This window comes from Streptomyces sp. NBC_01166 (assembly GCF_045039765.1).
Lineage (GTDB): Bacteria > Actinomycetota > Actinomycetes > Streptomycetales > Streptomycetaceae > Streptomyces.
In genome coordinates this window covers 2,837,031-2,855,457 of sequence record NZ_CP108613.1, presented here as the reverse complement: position 1 = coordinate 2,855,457, position 18,427 = coordinate 2,837,031, and the positions used below count along the sequence as shown (strand labels likewise).

The window sequence follows — 18,427 nt, the reverse complement described above, 5'->3', positions numbered from 1 at the left end:
ACGCGTGTGGCGTCGGTCACCTGCCCGAAGGGCCGCGGTTCAGGTGTTTCTCCTGTGTGGCAGGGGAACGGCAGGTGTTCACCGGGTGAGGCGCACTCGACGTCCACCTTGCGAGATGGTAACGGAGAGTGTAACCATCGGGATGTTCCCCAGCCCTCGCAAGGTAGGTCGTCTGTGTCTGAGCAGTACATAGCCCAAGTCCGCACCACGGCAGTCGTACTCGCCGGCGGTACCGGTCAGCGCGTGGGTCTGTCGATACCGAAGCAGCTGCTGAAGATCGCCGGCAAAGCCGTCATCGAGCACACTCTGAGCATCTTCCAGCAGGCCGAATCGATCGACGACGTCATCGTCCTGATGGCTCCGGGTTATGTCTCCGATGTCGAGAAGATCGTCGCGAAGGCCGGCCTGACCAAGGTCATCAAGGTGATCGAGGGCGGTTCGACCCGCAACGAGACCACCGAACGTGCCATCGCGGCACTCGGCGAGGGCCTGGCCGACGGGGAGGACCGCAACGTACTGTTCCACGACGCCGTGCGCCCTCTGCTCTCCCAGCGGGTGATCAAGGACTGCGTCGAGGCGCTCGAGCGCTACCAGGCGGTCGACGTCGCCATTCCGTCCGCCGACACCATCATCGTGACCCGCACCCACGGCGAGGACGGCGCGTTCATCACGGACGTACCGGACCGCTCCCGGCTGCGTCGCGGCCAGACGCCCCAGGCGTTCAAGCTGTCGACCATCCGGCGGGCCTACGAGGTCGCCTCGGGTGACCCCAACTTCCAGGCCACCGACGACTGTTCGGTAGTCCTGAAGTACCTGCCGGACGTGCCGATCTACGTCGTCGCGGGCGACGAGTACAACATGAAGGTCACCCAGCCGGTCGACGTCTTCATCGCGGACAAGCTGTTCCAGCTGGCCTCGACGGCCGTTCCGCAGCCGACGGGCGAGGCGGGCTACCGGGAACTGCTCACCGGCAAGACCATGGTGGTCTTCGGCGGGTCGTACGGCATCGGGGCGGACATCGCGTCGCTCGCGGAGTCGTTCGGCGCCAAGGTGTACGCCCTCGGGCGCTCCACCACGGGGACGCACATCGAGAACCCGGAACACGTCGACGACGCGCTCTCCAAGGCGTACGCGGAGACCGGGCGCATCGACTACGTGGTCAACACCGCCGGCGTGCTGCGCATCGGCAAGCTGGCCGAGACCGACAGCGCGACGATCCAGGAGGCGCTGAACGTCAATTACCTGGCGCCCGTCCAGATCGCCCGCGCCTCGTACAAGTACCTGGCGGAGACCAAGGGCCAGCTGCTGCTCTACACCTCCAGCAGCTACACCCGCGGCCGCGCCGAGTACAGCCTCTACTCCTCCACCAAGGCCGCCATGGTGAACCTCACCCAGGCGCTGTCGGACGAGTGGGCGGCGGACGGGGTCCGGGTGAACTGCGTCAACCCCGAGCGGACCGCGACGCCGATGCGGACCAAGGCGTTCGGCGAGGAGCCGGTGGGCTCGCTGCTCTCCTCCGAGGCCGTGGCCCGTACGTCCGTGGACGTCCTGCTGTCCGAGATGACCGGCCATGTGATCGACGTCCGCCAGCAGGACCCGACCCGTGGGGCGAGCGAGGCGTCCGGCTTCGAGCAGGCCCTGGCCTCGGTGCTGGACCGTCAGATCGATGTGCCATAATCAGTGATCGACTATTCGGACCCCGTCGGTTCGCCGTAAGGGCGAAACCGGCGGGGTCCGAATGCGTGAAGGCGCTCTTCACAATTTCCCCGCAAGGTAATCCAGTCGGCATTCTCAGGAGCGGTACTTCGTGATTTCGAAAGCCATTCGTTTGGCTCGTGTCGGCAGCGGTTCGGAGCTGGCCGCCGCGCTTCTCCTGGGTCTGGGCTTCCCGTGCGTCATGGTCGCGGCCATAGTCCCCAACCTGTGGTTCTTCGCGGCAGCAGCCTTCGTGACGTATGCGGCGGACCAATATCTTCACCGCTGCGGCAGCTATCTCATCAACCGGCTCGCCGCGGTGCGCGCGGGTCTTTCGATCCGCTTCCTGGTGCGTCAGCTGCTGCTGATCCTGCTGCTCTCGCGCATGGGCTACGGCGAGGCGGCCCTCTTCTACGTGACCGTGGCCTGCCTGCTGGCCTTCTACGGGCTCCAGGCGCCGCAGAGCGCGATAGTCACCCTCATCCGGCTGCGCCGCAAGCTGCCGGTGGTCACGCGGAACATCGACCTCAGCGCCGTGGCCATCGGGGACGCCCCGCCGCGCAGGCTGATGAGCCGTCCGGCCGAGAAGATGCTGCACCTGGACCTGTTCGCCCTGATCGGCGTGCTGGTCGCCATCGAGACCGGCACCGCCGCCTTCGCGTACGGCGGCCTGGCGCTCATGCTCGGCTTCGCCGTCCTCTACCTCGCCGCGCTGCTGCCCTACGCGCGCCCCAGCCGCCTCGTCCCGCCGGAGGCCAAGGTCCTCGCGGCGGTCGACGACTGGCTGGGCACCTACCGGCCGACGGTCATCATGTACTTCTCCGGATCCAAGGATTCGGCGTACCAGGTGAACATGTGGCTGGAGACGATGGCCCAGCTCGGCGGGCGGCCGCTGATCTTCCTGCGTGAGCGGAACATCGTCCCCCAGCTGGCGATGACCTCGGTGCCGGTGCTCTGCGTGCCCGGCGGGGTCCACCTGATGAACCTGGACCTCTCGTCGGTCCGCGTGGCCCTGTACGCGGCGAACGTCGGCAAGAACATCCACATGCTGCGGGTCCCGACGATGAAGCACGTCTTCATCGGCCACGGCGACAGCGACAAGCTCGCCAGCGTCAACCCGTACAGCAAGGTGTACGACGAGGTGTGGACCGCCGGGAAGGCCGGGCGGGACCGCTACGCGCTGGCCGACGTCGGCATCCGCGACGAGGACATCGTCGAGGTGGGACGCCCCCAGCTCGCCTCGATCAAGCCGTGGACCGGCGCCCCGAAGAACCCGATCCCGACCGTGCTGTACGCGCCCACCTGGGAAGGCTGGGACGACAACCCCGGCAACACCTCGCTGCTGCTGGCGGGCGAGAACATCGTCAGGCGTCTGCTCACCGCCGACGAGCCGGTCCGGGTGCTCTACAAGCCGCACCCCTTCACCGGCACCCGCAGCCGGAAGGCCAAGGCCGTGCACGCCCGTATCACCGCGATGATCGAGCAGGCCGCCGCCGAACGCGCCACCGACCCCCGGTGGGCGAAGGAGCGCGACGCGCTGCGCGCCGGGCAGGCCGAGGCGCAGGCCGCGATGCTCAGCATCGAGACGCGGCTGTCCCGGCTCGCCGGCAGTTCGCAGACCGACAGGGACGAGGCCGAGCAGTCCCGGGACGCCAAGGTCGACCCCGAGACCGAGGCGGAGACCGCGAAGCTCAGGGAAGAGTGGAACGACGCCTACTGGCGTTCCACCGGCTGGTGGGAGCACAAGGTCATCGTCGGGGCCGCGCCCCGTCTGTACGACTGCTTCAACGAGTCGGACGCCATGGTCTCGGACATCTCCAGCGTGGTCTCGGACTTCATCGCGAGCGGCAAGCCGTACGCGGTGACCGACTCGGCCGCGATGGGCGTGGAGGAATTCCGGCGTCAGAACACCGCGGTGCGCGCCGCGGTGATCCTCTCGAACTCGGCGGTCGAGCTGGACGAGCTGATGGCAGCCGTCACCGACCCGGCAGCCGACTCCCTGGGAGAGGCCCGGCGTGAGCTGAAGCAGTATCTGCTCGGCCCCGACGAGCCCACCTCCATCGAACAGTTCGACACGGCGGTCCGGGAACTGGCCGCCAAGGCGGAGGCGCGCAACATCGGTGTCGCCCGGAGCCTCGGCGAACCCGTGGGCGGCTGATCCCGGGAAGGCACACATCGGGCATGGGCCCGTCGAAACCTGGAAACAGGTTTCGACGGGCCTTTGTGGTGCAGCTCACAGGTCGAAAATGGGTGCCGCGCACAACCAACGCGCCGTATCGGCTGTCTCAATTGAACGTGAACGACAGTGCGATTCCCGGCGGCTGCGCGACGTCGCCGGGGTGTACATCGGTGATGCCGTGTTCACTCCTTGGCCTGCATCGGGCAGGGGTCCGGAGTAGACGGAGCCGTGGAGAGGGATGTTCCCGCCCACGGGGCCGACTCGGCCCGGGGCCCGCGCGACCGGGTGGACGCGTCGGCCTTACCTTCCCGTGCGGCAGGGGAGCCAGGGATTTCACAGTAAAATCACATTGCGCTCAGCCTGCTTCGTTCGCACCGGTGTCCAGCACTCGATCACCACACTCTCAATATGGGGACAGAAAAACGTGAAGGCTCTCGTACTCTCCGGTGGGGCGGGCACCCGTCTGCGCCCCATCACCCACACATCGGCCAAGCAGCTGGTGCCGGTCGCCAACAAGCCGGTTCTCTTCTACGGCCTGGAGGCCATCGCCGAGGCGGGCATCACCGAGGTCGGCATCGTCGTCGGTGACACGGTCGACGAGATCCGGGAAGCCGTGGGTGACGGCTCCGAGTTCGGGATCGAGGTCACCTACATCCCGCAGGACGAGCCGCTGGGCCTGGCCCACGCCGTGCTCATCGCCCGGGAGTTCCTCGGCGACGACGACTTCGTCATGTACCTCGGCGACAACTTCATCGTCGGTGGCATCAGCGGGCTGGTCGAGGAATTCCGCGGCGACCGGCCCGACGCCCAGATCCTGCTGACGCATGTCCCCAACCCCACCTCCTTCGGTGTCGCGGAGCTCGACTCCGACGGACGGGTCGTCGCCCTGGAGGAGAAGCCGAAGGCCCCCAAGAGCGATCTGGCCCTGGTCGGCGTCTACCTCTTCACCCCCTCCATCCACGAGGCGGTCCGCTCGATCGAGCCGTCCTGGCGGGGCGAGCTGGAGATCACCCACGCCATCCAGTGGCTGATCGACCAGCAGCGGAACGTGCGCTCCACCACGATCTCCGGGTACTGGAAGGACACCGGCAACGTCACCGACATGCTGGAGGTCAACCGCTCGGTGCTGGAGACCATCGAGCCGTACGCCGAGGAGGCGGAGGTCGACGACGGCAGCGAGATCATCGGCCGGGTCCGCATCGAGAAGGGGGCCAAGGTGACCGGGAGCCGCATCGTGGGCCCCGTGATCATCGGGGCGGACTCGGTGATCAGCGACTCCTACGTCGGCCCGTTCACCTCGGTCTCCGAAGGCTGCAACATCGCGGACAGCGAGATCGAGTACTCCATCGTCCTGAAGGACGCCTCCATCATCGGAGTCCGGCGGGTCGAGGCGTCGCTCATCGGCCGCAACGTCGAAGTGACCCCCGCCCCCCGCAGCCCCTCCGCCCACCGACTCGTACTCGGCGACCACAGCAAGGTGCAGATCTCCTCATGACGACCAATATCCTGGTGACCGGCGGGGCCGGCTTCATCGGTTCCCACTACGTCCGCACCCTGCTGGGCGCCGAGGGGCCGGGCGACGTGGCTGTCACGGTGCTCGACAAGCTCACCTACGCGGGCAACCCGGCCAACCTCGACGAGGTCCGTGACCACCCCGGCTTCGCCTTCGTGCAGGGCGACATCTGCGATCCCGAACTCGTCGGCAAGCTGATGGCCGAGCACGACCAGGTGGTGCACTTCGCCGCCGAGTCCCACGTGGACCGCTCCATCGACGGCGGAGCCGAATTCGTCCGTACGAACGTCGTCGGCACGCACACCCTGATCCACGCCGCGCACCTGGCCGGGATCAAGACCTTCGTGCACATCTCGACGGACGAGGTCTACGGGTCGATCGACGAGGGATCCTGGCCGGAGACGCACCCGCTCGAGCCCAACTCGCCGTACTCCTCCGCCAAGGCGTCCAGCGACCTGATCGCCCTCTCGTACCACCGCACCCACGGCCTCGACGTGCGGGTGACCCGGTGCTCGAACAACTACGGGCACCACCACTTCCCCGAGAAGGTCATCCCGCTCTTCGTCACCAACCTGCTGGACGGCAAGACCGTCCCGCTGTACGGCGACGGGGCGAACGTCCGCGACTGGCTGCACATCGACGACCACGTCCAGGGCATCGAGCTGGTGCGCACGAAGGGCCGGGCCGGCGAGGTCTACAACATCGGCGGTGGAACCGAACTCTCCAACAAGGAGCTGACCGGCCTGCTGCTCGAGGCCTGCGGCGCCGACTGGGAGACCAGCGTGACCTACGTCGAGGACCGCAAGGGCCACGACCGCCGTTACTCGGTCGACTGCACCAAGATCAGGGAAGAGCTCGGCTACGAGCCCCGCAAGGACTTCAAGCAGGGGCTCGCCGAGACCGTCCAGTGGTACCGCGACAACCGCGCCTGGTGGGAGCCGCTGAAGGACCGCGCGGCTCTCTGAGCCCTACGCCCTACGATGCGGGGTGAACCCCGGCGGTGAGCGACGCGGGAGCCGGCCCCCAGGGGTTCCGGCTCCCCACGCGCTGCCGGGTTCGCGTCGGCTCACGGTTCACGCCGGCAGGCACAACAGAAAGCGGGATGCGGTATGAGCGGCAGTTGGCTGGTCACAGGAGCGGGCGGGATGCTCGCGCAGGACGTCCTGGCCAGGTTGGCCCGGGACGGCGAGACCGCTGTGGGTCTGGACCGCAAGGCGCTGGACATCACCGACGCGGGTTCCGTGCGACGGGCCGTCGAGGAGCACGGCCCGTCCGTGATCGTCAATTGTGCCGCCTGGACCGCGGTGGACGACGCCGAGACCCGCGAGGACGAGGCGCTGCGCATCAACGGGGAGGGCCCACGGCTCCTCGCCGAGGTCTGCGCCGAGTACGGAATCGTGCTCCTCCAGGTCTCCACCGACTACGTGTTCGACGGACAGGCGAGCGAGCCTTACGCCGAGGACGCGCCCACCGCGCCGAGGAGCGCCTACGGGCGGACCAAGCTGGCGGGCGAGCGGGCCGTCCTCTCCCTTCTGCCCGACAAGGGTTACGTCGTCCGCACCGCGTGGCTGTACGGAGCGGGCGGAGGCAACTTCGTCCGTACGATGATCAAGCTCGAGGGCATCAAGGACACGCTGGACGTCGTGGACGACCAGCTGGGTCAGCCCACCTGGACCGGTGACCTGGCCGACCGGCTCGTCCGGCTGGGGCAGGGCGCCCTCGCCGGTACGGCACCGGCGGGCATCTACCACGGCACCAGCGGCGGCGAGACGACGTGGTTCGGTTTCACCCGCGCCATCTTCGAGCAGCTGGGCGCCGACCCGGAACGTGTCCGCCCGACCACGAGCGCGGCCTTCGCCCGGCCGGCTCCGCGTCCCGCGTACAGCGTGCTGGGTCACGACCGCTGGGCGAAAGCCGGTCTCGAGCCCATCCGGAATTGGCGGGAGGCCCTCGCGGAGTCTTTCAAGGATCTCCACGGAACTCCGTGACCTGTGGTGATTGCCGACTGTTGCCCGGACCCAGTAAGTTCACTGCCTATCGAGCCGGTCGGCGCGGGGCTGACGCATTTCGGCGTCCATGCTGTTCCCGTGTCGGCCGAGCCGGCGAATCGACTCCGAACTCCTGGGTTCACGAATCGCTGACGGGCTGGACTTCTGGGTGTCACGACTCTCCGTTGTGATGCCTCTGCAGTGTTCCATACGGAAGGGGATCCGTACGATGGCAACAAAGACGGCTGCAAAGAAGATGGTCAGGGCAATTGTCGGAGAGGCGGGATGGAAGCGGCTGCGCCGCCTCCGGAGGAGACTGTCGGGTGCTCCCGCCGCTGTTCCGCGCCCCGCCGCGCCTACGGGAATCGCCGCGATCTCGCACGACCTGCGCAAGCTCGCCCAGCACTTCAGGACGGACAAGTGGGGAACCCACCGCTATGCGCAGCACTATCAGCGGCACCTCGAGCATCTGAAGGATGACTCCTTCAATCTGCTGGAGATCGGTATCGGCGGTTACAGCAGGGCGGGGCAAGGTGGCGCCTCGCTGCGTATGTGGAAGCACTTCTTCCCCAAGGCGCAGATCTTCGGAATGGACATCCAGGACAAGTCATTTGTCGACGAGGAGCGGATCACGACCTTCATCGGCGACCAGTCCGATCCCGGCTCCCTCATCGGTGTGGCCTCGAAGATCGGCACGCTCGACGTCATCATCGACGACGGCAGCCATCTGAGTCCGCACATTCTGACCACGTTCGAGACGCTTTTCCCGCTGCTCAAGGACGGCGGGATCTATGCCGTCGAGGACACGCAGACCTCGTACTGGCCGGAATGGCAGGGCAGTGAGGACCGCGACGACCCGAAGACCAGCATGTCGATGCTGAAAAGGCTCGCCGACGGCCTCAACTACGAGGAGTTCGTGGACAAGGATTACGAGCCGTCCTACACGGACCTCAACATTGTGGGCATGCACTTCTACCACAACCTCGTCATCATCGAGAAGGGCAAGAACGCAGAAGGCACGAACAAGAAGCGGGTGCTCAAGAAGCGTTACAGCGAGGAAGGCGCCAAGAGCTGAATGCGTGGCCCGTCCGACGTCCGTTCCTGAAGTCGCCGGACTCCGACCGCCGCCGGGCACATTCTGGGCCCGGCGGCTCGTCGTTCACCCCCGCACCGGCCCGTTACTCATTGTCCTCGCCTGATTACCGAACATCCACCCCGGAGAAGGATCCACCTCTCCGGATATATCCTGTCGGACGGGCGTCCCGGGTGGGATTCAGCGCCGATTTTTCCTGATTACCAGATGAGGTTCTGCATGTCCGTCAAGGTCAGCGTCGTCATTCCCGTCTACAACCCGGGCGAGTACATCGAGGACTGCATTTCCTCCCTGTTGCGGCAGTCCCTGCCGGACGACGAGTACGAGGCGATCTTCGTCGACGACGGTTCCACGGACGCGACCCCCGCCCGCCTGGACGAACTCGCGGCCGCCCACCCGAACATGCACGTCATCCATCAGGAGTCGTCGGGCTGGTCGGGCAAGCCGCGCAACGTCGGGACGGCGGCGGCCAAGGGCGAGTTCGTCATGTACGTCGACAACGACGACTGGCTCGGCGACGAGGCGCTCGAACGCATGTACCGCTACGGCGTGGAGAACGGCTCCGACGTCATCATCGGGAAGATGGCGGGCAAGGGCCGTCCGGTGCCGGTGGAGCTCTTCCGCGTCAACCGCCCGCGGGCGAGCGTCTCCAACGCCCCGCTGATCGACAGCCTGACGCCGCACAAGATGTTCCGCAGGGAGTTCCTGGAGAGCAACGGCATCAAGTTCCGTGAGGGACGCCGGCGCCTGGAGGACCACGTCTTCGTCGTGGAGACCTACCTGCGGGCGGCGAACATCTCCGTCCTCAGCGACTACCTGTGCTACTACCACATCAAGCGCGAGGACGCGTCGAACGCCGGCTTCCAGCGCTTCGACCCGGTGGGCTACTACGGCAACCTCCGTGAAGCGCTCGACATCGTCGAGCAGTACACCGAGCCGGGGAAGATCCGTGACGGCCTCTACCGCCGCTGGCTGCGCAACGAGATGGTGGAGCGGCTCCGCGGCAATCGGCTGCTGAGCCTCCCCGAGGACTACCGCGCGGAACTCTTCACCGAGATCCGCGGTGTGGTCACCGAGCGGTTCGGCCCGGGCGTCGCCGCGGGCATGCAGCCGACCCAGCAGATAGTCGCCGCCCTCATCGTGGACGACCGCCTCGGTGACATCGAGGAGCTGGCGCGGTGGGAGTCCGGCATCAAGCCCGTCGGCCGTCTCGAGAGCCTCGCCTGGGACGGCGGTTCCCTGAAGGTGGGCTTCACCGCCGAGTACCAGGTGTCGGACGCTCCGATGACCTTCCGTTCCGAGGACGGCGAGGACCTGCTCGCCCCGCAGCTCGCCGAGGAGACCCGGAGCAGGATCGCCGGCCTCGGGGTCAGCATCGTGGCGCCGGTCGAGAAGTCCAAGGTCGACCTCGTCGTGCGTGAGCGCTCCACGGCTGCCGAGTTCTTCCAGCCGGTGGAGTTCACGAGGGAGCGGATCCCGGTCGGCAGCGGTTCCACGTTCCGGCAGGAACTGCGGGCCGCCGCGACGATCGACCCGGAGACCGCCGCCAACGGGGCACCGCTCGGGGACGGCATCTGGGACATCCTCTTCCGGATCAGCTCCTGCGGCTGGACCAAGGAGACCCGCCTGGGATCGGTCCGTGCCGACCAGGTCGAGGAGAGCCGCCTCGGCCGCCTGACCGGCTCGCCGCGCAGGGTGGTCCTGCCCTACTGGACCGAGCCGCACGGCAATCTCTCGCTCGACGTGGACCTCGCCACCGGCCGTATCGACCGCGACGTGCGAAGGCTCGTGCCCGAGGACGTCCGGATCGAGAGCGGCCGCGTGAAGCTGCCGCTGCCGCTCGCGGTGGGTCCCGCGGCCGGCACCGAGCCCGTGGTCCTGCGCTTCAAGTCCGCGGGCGCCGATACGGTCCAGGCGGACGCCACCCTCACCGCGGCACCCAAGGGAGCCGTGCTGACCGCCGAGCTGCCCGACGGCCTGCTCCCGGGGCAGGTCTGGGACATGGGGCTGGGCATGCCGTCGGCCAGGCGCGGCAAGCCGCGGTGGAGCTCCCTCCCCGCAGTGCTCCGGGTCGCGGACGACGGCACCGTCGCGGCCGCGGAGCCCGCTCCCGTCGAGAAGCCCGCCCCGAAGAAGAAGCCCGCCCCCGCCCCGAAGAAGCGATCCTTCCCCCGGCGCGTGGCGGGAAGGATCAAGCGCGGCCTGTTCGGCTGAGGGCCCGGCCCGCCACGGCGGCGGGCCGGCCTCCCACTCCGGCGGCGTACGCCGCAGCGCACAGCACAGTCAGTCGAGAAAGAAGTAGAGACGTATGCGACCTCTGTCCATCGAAGGCGCCTGGGTTCACGAGCCGAAGGTGTTCCCGGACGACCGCGGCAGCTTCCACGAGTGGTTCCGGGGCGCGGACTTCCGTACCGCGACCGGACAGGAACTCAGCCTCGTCCAGGCGAACTGCTCGGTGTCCAAGCGCGGCACCCTGCGCGGCATCCACTACGCGGACGTGCCGCCGAGCCAGGCGAAGTACGTCAAGTGTGTGCGGGGCGCGGTTCTCGACGTCATCGTCGACATCAGGGTCGGCTCGCCGACGTACAAGCAGTGGGAGATCGTCCGGCTCGACGACGAGACCCACCACGCGGTGTACCTCTCCGAAGGCCTGGGACACGCCTTCTTCGCCCTGAGCGACGACGCCACCGTGGTGTACCTCTGCTCCGAGGGGTACGCCCCCGAGCGTGAGCACGGGATCAACCCGCTGGACCCCGGTCTCGCCATCACCTGGCCCGAGGGCATCGCGCCCCTGCTCTCCCCGAAGGACGAGCAGGCGCCGACGCTCGCCGAAGCGGAGGAGCGTGGCCTGCTGCCCCGCTACGAGGACTGTGTCTCCTTCCGGGAGCACCTGCGCGCACGCTGATGCGGCCCGCGGGCTCCTGGCCCCCGCGGAGTTGTTTCTCGCGTGTCCACAGGTAGTCCGGTATCAGAGGCAACCTTATGAACGGCCTGTCCGTCTCCTTTGTCAAAAGGGGAATGGGCAGGCCGCTTTCGTGTGCCTGTACGAGAACGCGGCATGCGCCGTCGTTCCGCCGTATTCTCCTGAAGAGCGAAGTGTGCGGACCGGGGAGAGATGAGTACAAGCGCACCAGACGTCAGCATCGTCATCGGGGCTTACGAGGCGATGCCGTACCTGATCCGCTGCCTGGAGTCCGTGGAGTCGCAGACCCTGCCGGCCGGACGGATGGAGATCATCGCCGTCGACGACGGGTCCACGGACGGCACGGGGGAGTACCTGGACGAGTTCGCCGCCCGTACCGCGATCGAGACGCGTGTCGTCCACCAGGAGAACTCCGGCGGGCCCAGCGGGCCGCGCAACGTCGGACTCGGACTGGCCCGCGGGCGCTACGTCTTCTTCCTCGACGCGGACGACTACTTCGGCGAGGAGGCCCTGGAACGGCTGGTCGCGATGGGCGACCGGGCCGGGACCGACGTGGTGCTCGGCAAGGTCGTCGGCGTCAACCGCGGAGCGCCGAAGTCGATGTGGAAGGAGACCGTCGAACGTGCCGACCTCTTCTCCTCCCGCATCAAGTTCACCCTGAGCGCCCAGAAGCTCTTCCGGCGGGAGATGCTCGTGCGGCTCGGGCTGACCTTCGACGAAGGGCTGAAGACCGGCGAGGACGCGCTCTTCACCATGGAGGCGTACCTGCGCGGCAACGGGGTGTCCGTCGTCGCCGACTACACCTGCTACTACCTGGTGGGCCGGGACGACGGCAAGCACGTGACCCAGAGCGGGAGCTACCGGCTGCGCTTCGACTCCGCCCGGGCACTGGCGGAGCTCATCGCGGCACAGCTTCCGCCGGGGCCCGAGCGGGACGACCTGATGGTCCGGCCTTTCGTCATCACCCTGCTGCCGCAGTTCGGCCCGTCCCTGCTACGGCAGTCCGAGGCCGTGCGGAAGGAGAAGATGGAGCTGGCCGCCCCGCTGCTCAAGGCCTACTGGTCGGCGGGTCTGGGCCGTCGCCTCAAGGTCCACGAGCGGCTGCGGCTGGCCTGCGTGGCCCGTGGCCGGCTGGATCTCCTCCTGGACGTCCTCCGGTTCATGGCGGACAAGCACGAGCCCGAGGTGGTCCGCAAGGGGCTCCGGGGCAGGGTGTATCTCGCCTATCCGCATTTCGGCGAGGGCGCGGGGCTGCCGGACTCCGCGTACGAACTGACGGTGAGGGAGTGGGTCGGGGGCAAGAAGATCGAGGTGCCGAAGAAGCAGACCGTCACCTCGATCACACGTCGCCTGGTCCGCAAGGCGGGCAGGGCCGCCCGGTCCGCCCGGCGCATCCCGCACCGGGCGCACTAGGGCCCGGGCGGACGCGGAAACAGGCCCGCCCGCGCACCATGACGCGGAAACGGGCCCGCCTCACTGCTCCGGGCGGAGGAACTTCCTGACGGGCCTGCCCACCACACGCCGGGCACGCCTGTACGTGGCGCCCGCGCCGCCGCGTGCCCTGGTGCCGAAGCGCTCGGGCCTGCCGGTGAGCTGGGCCCGCCGCAGCTCGTTGTTCTCCTCCGTCAGCTCATCGAGCCGGCTCTGCAGCCAGCTGAAGCGGCTGCTCAGGGTCTCGGGGTCGGTGTCGGTCCACGGCCGAACGGCGGGCGGCAGGGCGAGCTTGGACATCTGCGCGTCGAACGCCTTCCCTCTGTCGCCGTGGTGGAAGGTGTTCTCCAGGCCGTTCTTCTCCATGAAGCCGGTGAAGCGGAGGAAGCGTTCCTTGTGGCCGTTCACCAGCTCGCCGAAGTCCGCCGCCTCGTAGAGCTCGGCGGGGTCGATGTTCTTGGGTGTCTCGGAGATCTTGCGGTGCGGAATGCCGAAGTAGCGGCAGAGCTCCAGGGTCCGCGAGTCGCTGCAGAGCACGGTGCTCGGGACACCGGCCAGCAGCGCCGCGATGTTCCCGTGGATGCGCGAGCCGAACGAGAAGTCGAAGGCGCGCAGCTCCTCGATCCAGGTGGCCGGGTCGACGTAGAGGCGGACCTTGCCCTCGCGGTACATCGGGTGGGACGGGTGGGTCGGCATCGAGGTCTGGGCGCCGATCGGGTTCGACGTCTCCCGCCAGTGGAGCAGCTCGGCCTCGAGGAGGTTCTGCCCGATGAACCGCAGATTCGGATAGCGCTTGTGGGCCTGACGGATGATGGCGTCGAGGCCGTGCGAACGTACGGCGCTGTGCGATCCGTTCACCGAGATGCGGGATCCCGCCGTGAGCGACTCGGAGTTCTTCTCGAGCGTGAACGCCTCGCCGTTCATGAACATGGAGGGGCAGCCGATGACCTCGACGTCCCGGAATCCCATGTCCTTGAGGTACTGCTCGGTGAACTCGCCCCGCACGCCGATGGAGGCGCTGCGGTTGAGCACCTCCGTGACGAACTCCCTGACGGTCGGCTCCATCGCCTTGAGCCGGGAAGCGTCGTACTTGAGGTCGGCCTGCGCACCGACACCCAGGACGACGACGGGGATGCGCAGCTTCTTGATCAGCTGCGTCATCCGCTTCAGGGGCCGCTCGAACGTCGGGCGGAAGGCGTTCGCCAGAGGGACGACGAAGACGTCGAACTCCTCGTTCATGCGGTCGGCCGCCGCCGGATCCGTGCGGATGCCGTTGGAGAAGACCTCTGCCCGCGGAGTCGTCAGAAGCTTGTGCGCCGCGTCGCTGAAGATCAGATTGCCCGCGTTGGTCGCGAAGACATCTCTGTCGAGGGACTGTTCGAGCGAAGCCACATCGAAGGGGCTTTTGCCCGATCTGAGGAGAATGCGCTTCTGGCGGGAGAGTTCATCTGTCACGCAATAGAGGGTAGCTCTATGAATGGCGGGTGGAGATTGCGTAAATGGCCCCATTCGGGCGCATGTCGAAACGTGACCCGGACCGGCAGGTCTGTGTAATGACGTCCGCGCGGCGACAGCAGCTGAGACGGCTCGGTCCCTGCCCCGCCCCCTCGCGTAGATTGAGCGGAACCGAGCAGGACGACGTGATGGGGACGGGCGTACGTGTCAGGGGCAAGGGAATCCGAAGGCGCGGCAAGGGAGCCCGAAGGCGCGCTCAGCACACCCTCCGGGGGCGGCGCGGGGCGCAGACCCGGTGTGACCGACGCCCGCCGGATCGTCGTCAAGGTCGGCTCCTCCTCGCTCACCACGGCGGCGGGAGGGCTTGACGCCGATCGGGTGGACGCTCTCGTCGACGTCCTCGCCAAGGTGAGGAGCGGCGGGGAGCGCGAGATCGTCCTCGTCTCCAGCGGCGCCATCGCGGCCGGCCTCGCCCCCCTCGGTCTCGTCCGCAGGCCCAAGGACCTGGCGCGCCAGCAGGCCGCGGCCAGTGTGGGCCAGGGGCTGCTCGTCGCCCGCTACACCGCGTCCTTCGCCCGTTACGGCGTGCGGGTCGGGCAGGTGCTGCTGACCTCGGACGACACCAGCCGGCGCGCCCACTACCGCAACGCCTACAGCACGCTCGACCAGCTGCTGGAGATGGGCGCGTTCCCCGTCGTCAACGAGAACGACACGGTCGCCACCGACGAGATCCGGTTCGGGGACAACGACCGGCTCGCCGCGCTCGTCGCCCACCTGGTCCACGCGGATCTGCTCGTCCTCCTGTCCGACGTCGACGGCCTCTACGACGGGGACCCGAGCAGGCCGGGCACCTCCCGCATCGCGGAGGTGAGCGGGCCGGCCGACCTGGAAGGCGTCACCATCGGCAGCGCGGGGAAGGCGGGTGTCGGCACCGGAGGCATGGTCACCAAGGTGGAGGCCGCCCGGATCGCCACCGCCGCCGGGATCCCGGTCGTCCTCACCTCGGCGAGCCAAGTCGCCGACGCCCTCGGCGGGCGTGACACCGGCACGTACTTCCACCGCACCGGGCGCCGCTCGGCCGACCGGCTGCTCTGGCTGGCCCATGCCTCGACACCGCGGGGCGCCCTCGTGCTCGACGACGGAGCCGTGCGCGCCGTCGTCGAGCGCCGCACGTCCCTGCTTCCCGCCGGGATCTCCGCGGTCGAGGGCGAGTTCTCCGCGGGGGACCCGGTCGAGCTGCGGGACCCGGCCGGCCGGGCCGTCGCCCGCGGGCTGGTCAACTTCGACGCCAAGGAGATCCCGCAGCTGCTCGGCCGGTCCACCCGCGACCTCGCGCGCGAGCTGGGTCCGGCCTACGAGCGGGAAGTCGTACACAGGGACGATCTCGTCGTCCTCACGCCCCGCCCGGCCCCCTGAAACGGCTGAAAGTCCAGCCTTCGGGCGGAGACCTTCACGAAAAGCGCCCCACGCCCCGCCCCGGGCTGGTCAACTTTGTCACGGGGACACAGAGGGGTCGGCACAGCTACACATTCACAGGAGGCCGCCGGTGAGACGAGCGCGCCCGGGGGCGCTGCCCCGCGGAACGGGCAGCCGTGCCCTGACCAGCGTCGGGGCGGGGGCCGACTACGGCGGCACGCCCACCGACCAGACCATCGAGCAGGAACCGGTGGTGACGGACGAGGAGCTGTCCCGCTCCAAGCTGTGGCACATCACCCTCAGCGTCTCCGGCGGCGAGACACCGCTGAAGGAGGTCAGGCGCGGGCTGGAACAGCTGGCGCACGATCACCCGTTCCTGCTGACCAGCCGGTATGCCAACGACCACGCGGAGATCCGCTACTGGGAAGAGGCCCGTGACCTCCACGACGCCGCGGCGGTGGCGCTGCGGCTGTGGGGTGAGCACCGGTCCAGTGCGAAGCTCCCGCCCTGGGAGATCGTCGGCCTGGAGGTCATCGACCGGGAGACCTACCACCTGCGCATCGCCGAGGGCTACGGACCGCCACCGGCCGCCCCCGTCGGGGTGCACCCGTACTGACGGGGGCGTACAGGACCGGGTGTGCGGGTGCTGATACGCCTGTCTCGCATCACGGGATACGTGACAGATGCCCGCAGTGTGCGCACTACCCTGCGGGCATGACCACGCTTTCGCCGTACGACAACATGTCCCCGGTCGCCCAGGCCGCCTACCGGGCACGCGCAGCCGCCGACGACATCGCGCCACTCCCGCGCGCGGCGAAGGACGACGCCCTGCTGGCGATCGCGGACGCCCTCGAGGTGCGCACCAGCGAGATCGTCGAGGCCAACGCCGAGGACGTCGCGAAGGCCCGGGAGGCCGGGACGAGCGAGTCGATCGTCGACCGGCTCACCCTCACGCCGGAGCGCATCCGCGCGATCGCCGCCGACGCACGTGACGTGGCGGCGCTGCCCGACCCGGTCGGCGAGGTGGTCCGGGGCTCCACCCTTCCGAACGGCATCGATCTGCGCCAGGTGCGGGTGCCGCTCGGAGTGGTCGGCATCATCTACGAGGCCCGCCCCAATGTGACGGTCGACGCCGCCGCGCTCTGCCTGAAGTCGGGGAACGCGGTACTGCTGCGTGGATCCTCGTCGGCGTACGCCTCGAACACCGCTCTCGTGCGGGTGCTCCGTGACGCGGTGGGCGGGTCCGGCCTCCCGGCGGACGCGGTGCAGCTCGTCCCGGGCGAGAACCGCGACTCGGTCCGCGAGCTGATGCGGGCCCGCGGCCTCGTGGACGTACTGATCCCGCGCGGCGGCGCCTCCCTGATCCGCACGGTCGTGGAGGAGTCGACGGTGCCCGTCATCGAGACGGGCACCGGCAACTGCCACGTGTACGTCGACGCGCAGACCGATCTCTCCATGGCCGTAGAGATCCTGGTCAACTCCAAGGCGCAGCGGCCGAGCGTCTGCAACGCCGCCGAGACCCTCCTGGTCCACAAGGACGTCGCCGCGGACTTCCTGCCCCTCGCCCTGGACGCGCTGGCCGAGGCCGGGGTCACGGTGCACGGGGACGAGCGGGTGCTCGCGTACGCCGAGGGGTCCAAGGCCACCGTCGTGCCGGCGACCCCGGAGGACTGGGAGACCGAGTACCTCTCGTACGACATCGCGGCCGCGGTCGTGGAGTCTCTGGAGTCCGCCGTGGCGCACATCCGGCTCTGGTCCTCCGGCCACACCGAGGCGATCGTCACCACCTCGCAGGCCGCGGCCCGACGGTTCACCCAGTTGGTCGATTCCACGACAGTCGCCGTGAACGCGTCCACGCGCTTCACGGACGGCGGCCAGTTCGGATTCGGCGCCGAGATCGGCATCTCCACGCAGAAGCTGCACGCCCGGGGGCCGATGGGACTGCCGGAGCTCACTTCCACGAAGTACATCGTCACCGGCGACGGCCACATCCGTTAGCCCGGAGCCCTCGGGCGGGGCGGGCGGATTTTCGGGCTCCCTGCCCAAATCGCCCCGCCGGGGCTACGCTGAAGCTGTGCCGGACGACGTGGGGGGCAGGCCGTTCCCGGACGGCTGGGAGCCCGACGACGACCGCGGGGGCGCGGACGAGGACTTCGCCTCCGTGGTGTTCGACGAGGACTTCGTCCGGTCCGCCGAGATCCACGAACCCACCGCGGTCGAGCGCCTGCTGGCCGCCGCGGAGGCCCGCGCCGAAGCCGAGGCGAGCAGGGCACGCTCCGGTGGCGGAGCCATGGACGACGACCTCTACGACGACGGTTACGGCCCCGAGGGTGCGTACGGCCGCGAGAGGGCCTTCGGCGACTTCTACGACCCCGATGACCCCGACGCCGTCCACGAGGACGACAACGGCCCCTACGGGCGTCACGGCGGCTCCCTGCGGCCTTATCGGGGTACGTCGCGCTGGCACCGGCCGGTCGCCTGGCTGCTCGCCCTCATGATGGGGATCGGGATGGTGGCGCTGGCCTTCAGCGCCGTGTACCGGGGCGCCGCGGCCAGTCGGCAGGACCAGGTGCCGCCCCCGGCGACCAGCGGCGTCGACAAGCCGGGCGTGGCTCCCTCCGCCTCGGCCGTCTACTCCCGCCCTGCTGTCCCGGCCGTTCCCCGCACCCCCTGAGCGCCGGGCTCCCGGGGCATGCCGATGCCGCTCCCGTCGGACAGCGACCGCTGTCCGACT

The 18,427-nt window shown here is 68.7% G+C and carries 14 protein-coding genes; 13 read left to right on the top strand and 1 reads right to left on the bottom strand.

The genetic code is table 11. The features are described from left to right. Positions 1-174 precede the first annotated feature (174 nt). The 9 genes from OG379_RS13265 to OG379_RS13225 all read left to right on the top strand — a co-directional run bounded on the left by OG379_RS13265 (position 175) and on the right by OG379_RS13225 (position 12,804). Entirely contained in the window at positions 175-1,677 is a 1,503-nt protein-coding gene (locus OG379_RS13265; protein WP_393759435.1) for a D-ribitol-5-phosphate cytidylyltransferase, read from the top strand. 130 nt (positions 1,678-1,807) lie between these two features. Next, positions 1,808-3,853: a hypothetical protein gene (locus OG379_RS13260; RefSeq protein ID WP_393759437.1), complete on the top strand. Its 2,046-nt coding sequence runs from the start codon at positions 1,808-1,810 to the stop codon at positions 3,851-3,853. Between the two features lie 445 nt (positions 3,854-4,298). After that, a complete protein-coding gene (locus OG379_RS13255; RefSeq protein ID WP_405662336.1) occupies positions 4,299-5,369 on the top strand; it encodes a glucose-1-phosphate thymidylyltransferase in 1,071 nt (356 codons plus the stop codon). Beyond that, a complete protein-coding gene (gene rfbB / locus OG379_RS13250) occupies positions 5,366-6,352 on the top strand; it encodes a dTDP-glucose 4,6-dehydratase (protein WP_405662334.1) in 987 nt (328 codons plus the stop codon). The genes OG379_RS13255 and rfbB overlap by 4 nt, the downstream gene beginning before the upstream one ends. 144 nt (positions 6,353-6,496) lie before the next feature. Further along, positions 6,497-7,375 (top strand): dTDP-4-dehydrorhamnose reductase, encoded by an 879-nt coding sequence (rfbD, locus tag OG379_RS13245; RefSeq protein ID WP_405662331.1) that lies wholly within the window; start codon positions 6,497-6,499, stop codon positions 7,373-7,375. A 229-nt stretch (positions 7,376-7,604) separates the two neighbouring features. Continuing rightward, positions 7,605-8,450 (top strand): hypothetical protein, encoded by an 846-nt coding sequence (locus OG379_RS13240; RefSeq protein WP_393759444.1) that lies wholly within the window; start codon positions 7,605-7,607, stop codon positions 8,448-8,450. A gap of 237 nt (positions 8,451-8,687) precedes the next feature. Next, positions 8,688-10,682: a glycosyltransferase family 2 protein gene (locus tag OG379_RS13235; RefSeq protein WP_405662328.1), complete on the top strand. Its 1,995-nt coding sequence runs from the start codon at positions 8,688-8,690 to the stop codon at positions 10,680-10,682. Positions 10,683-10,776: 94 nt separating this feature from the next. Then, on the top strand, positions 10,777-11,373 hold the full coding sequence (gene rfbC / locus OG379_RS13230) for a dTDP-4-dehydrorhamnose 3,5-epimerase (protein WP_405662325.1): 597 nt from the start codon (positions 10,777-10,779) through the stop codon (positions 11,371-11,373). A 210-nt stretch (positions 11,374-11,583) separates the two neighbouring features. Continuing rightward, positions 11,584-12,804, top strand: a complete 1,221-nt coding sequence (locus tag OG379_RS13225; RefSeq protein ID WP_405662323.1) for a glycosyltransferase family 2 protein — start codon at positions 11,584-11,586, stop codon at positions 12,802-12,804. 60 nt (positions 12,805-12,864) lie between these two features. Here the strand turns inward: OG379_RS13225 and OG379_RS13220 are convergent, their stop codons facing one another. Beyond that, on the bottom strand, positions 12,865-14,277 hold the full coding sequence (locus OG379_RS13220) for a polysaccharide pyruvyl transferase family protein (protein WP_405662321.1): 1,413 nt from the start codon (positions 14,275-14,277) through the stop codon (positions 12,865-12,867). A gap of 297 nt (positions 14,278-14,574) precedes the next feature. Here OG379_RS13220 and proB point away from each other — a divergent pair, with 297 nt between their 5' ends. The 4 genes from proB (at position 14,575) to OG379_RS13200 (ending at position 18,367) form a co-directional block, all read left to right on the top strand. Continuing rightward, positions 14,575-15,693, top strand: a complete 1,119-nt coding sequence (gene proB / locus OG379_RS13215; protein WP_405662319.1) for a glutamate 5-kinase — start codon at positions 14,575-14,577, stop codon at positions 15,691-15,693. Positions 15,694-15,823: 130 nt separating this feature from the next. Beyond that, on the top strand, positions 15,824-16,309 hold the full coding sequence (locus tag OG379_RS13210; protein WP_405662317.1) for a hypothetical protein: 486 nt from the start codon (positions 15,824-15,826) through the stop codon (positions 16,307-16,309). Between the two features lie 98 nt (positions 16,310-16,407). Continuing rightward, positions 16,408-17,691: a glutamate-5-semialdehyde dehydrogenase gene (locus OG379_RS13205; RefSeq protein ID WP_405662315.1), complete on the top strand. Its 1,284-nt coding sequence runs from the start codon at positions 16,408-16,410 to the stop codon at positions 17,689-17,691. A 76-nt stretch (positions 17,692-17,767) separates the two neighbouring features. After that, entirely contained in the window at positions 17,768-18,367 is a 600-nt protein-coding gene (locus tag OG379_RS13200) for a hypothetical protein (protein WP_405662313.1), read from the top strand. Positions 18,368-18,427: the final 60 nt, after the last annotated feature.

Bases quoted from the DNA above. Each gene is read 5' to 3' on its own strand.
- rfbB (WP_405662334.1), top strand. From the start codon at position 5,366: ATGACGACCAATATCCTGGTGACCGGCGGGGCCGGCTTCATCGGTTCC.
- rfbD (WP_405662331.1), top strand. From the start codon at position 6,497: ATGAGCGGCAGTTGGCTGGTCACAGGAGCGGGCGGGATGCTCGCGCAG.
- OG379_RS13240 (WP_393759444.1), top strand. From the start codon at position 7,605: ATGGCAACAAAGACGGCTGCAAAGAAGATGGTCAGGGCAATTGTCGGA.
- OG379_RS13235 (WP_405662328.1), top strand. From the start codon at position 8,688: ATGTCCGTCAAGGTCAGCGTCGTCATTCCCGTCTACAACCCGGGCGAG.
- rfbC (WP_405662325.1), top strand. From the start codon at position 10,777: ATGCGACCTCTGTCCATCGAAGGCGCCTGGGTTCACGAGCCGAAGGTG.
- OG379_RS13225 (WP_405662323.1), top strand. From the start codon at position 11,584: ATGAGTACAAGCGCACCAGACGTCAGCATCGTCATCGGGGCTTACGAG.
- OG379_RS13205 (WP_405662315.1), top strand. From the start codon at position 16,408: ATGACCACGCTTTCGCCGTACGACAACATGTCCCCGGTCGCCCAGGCC.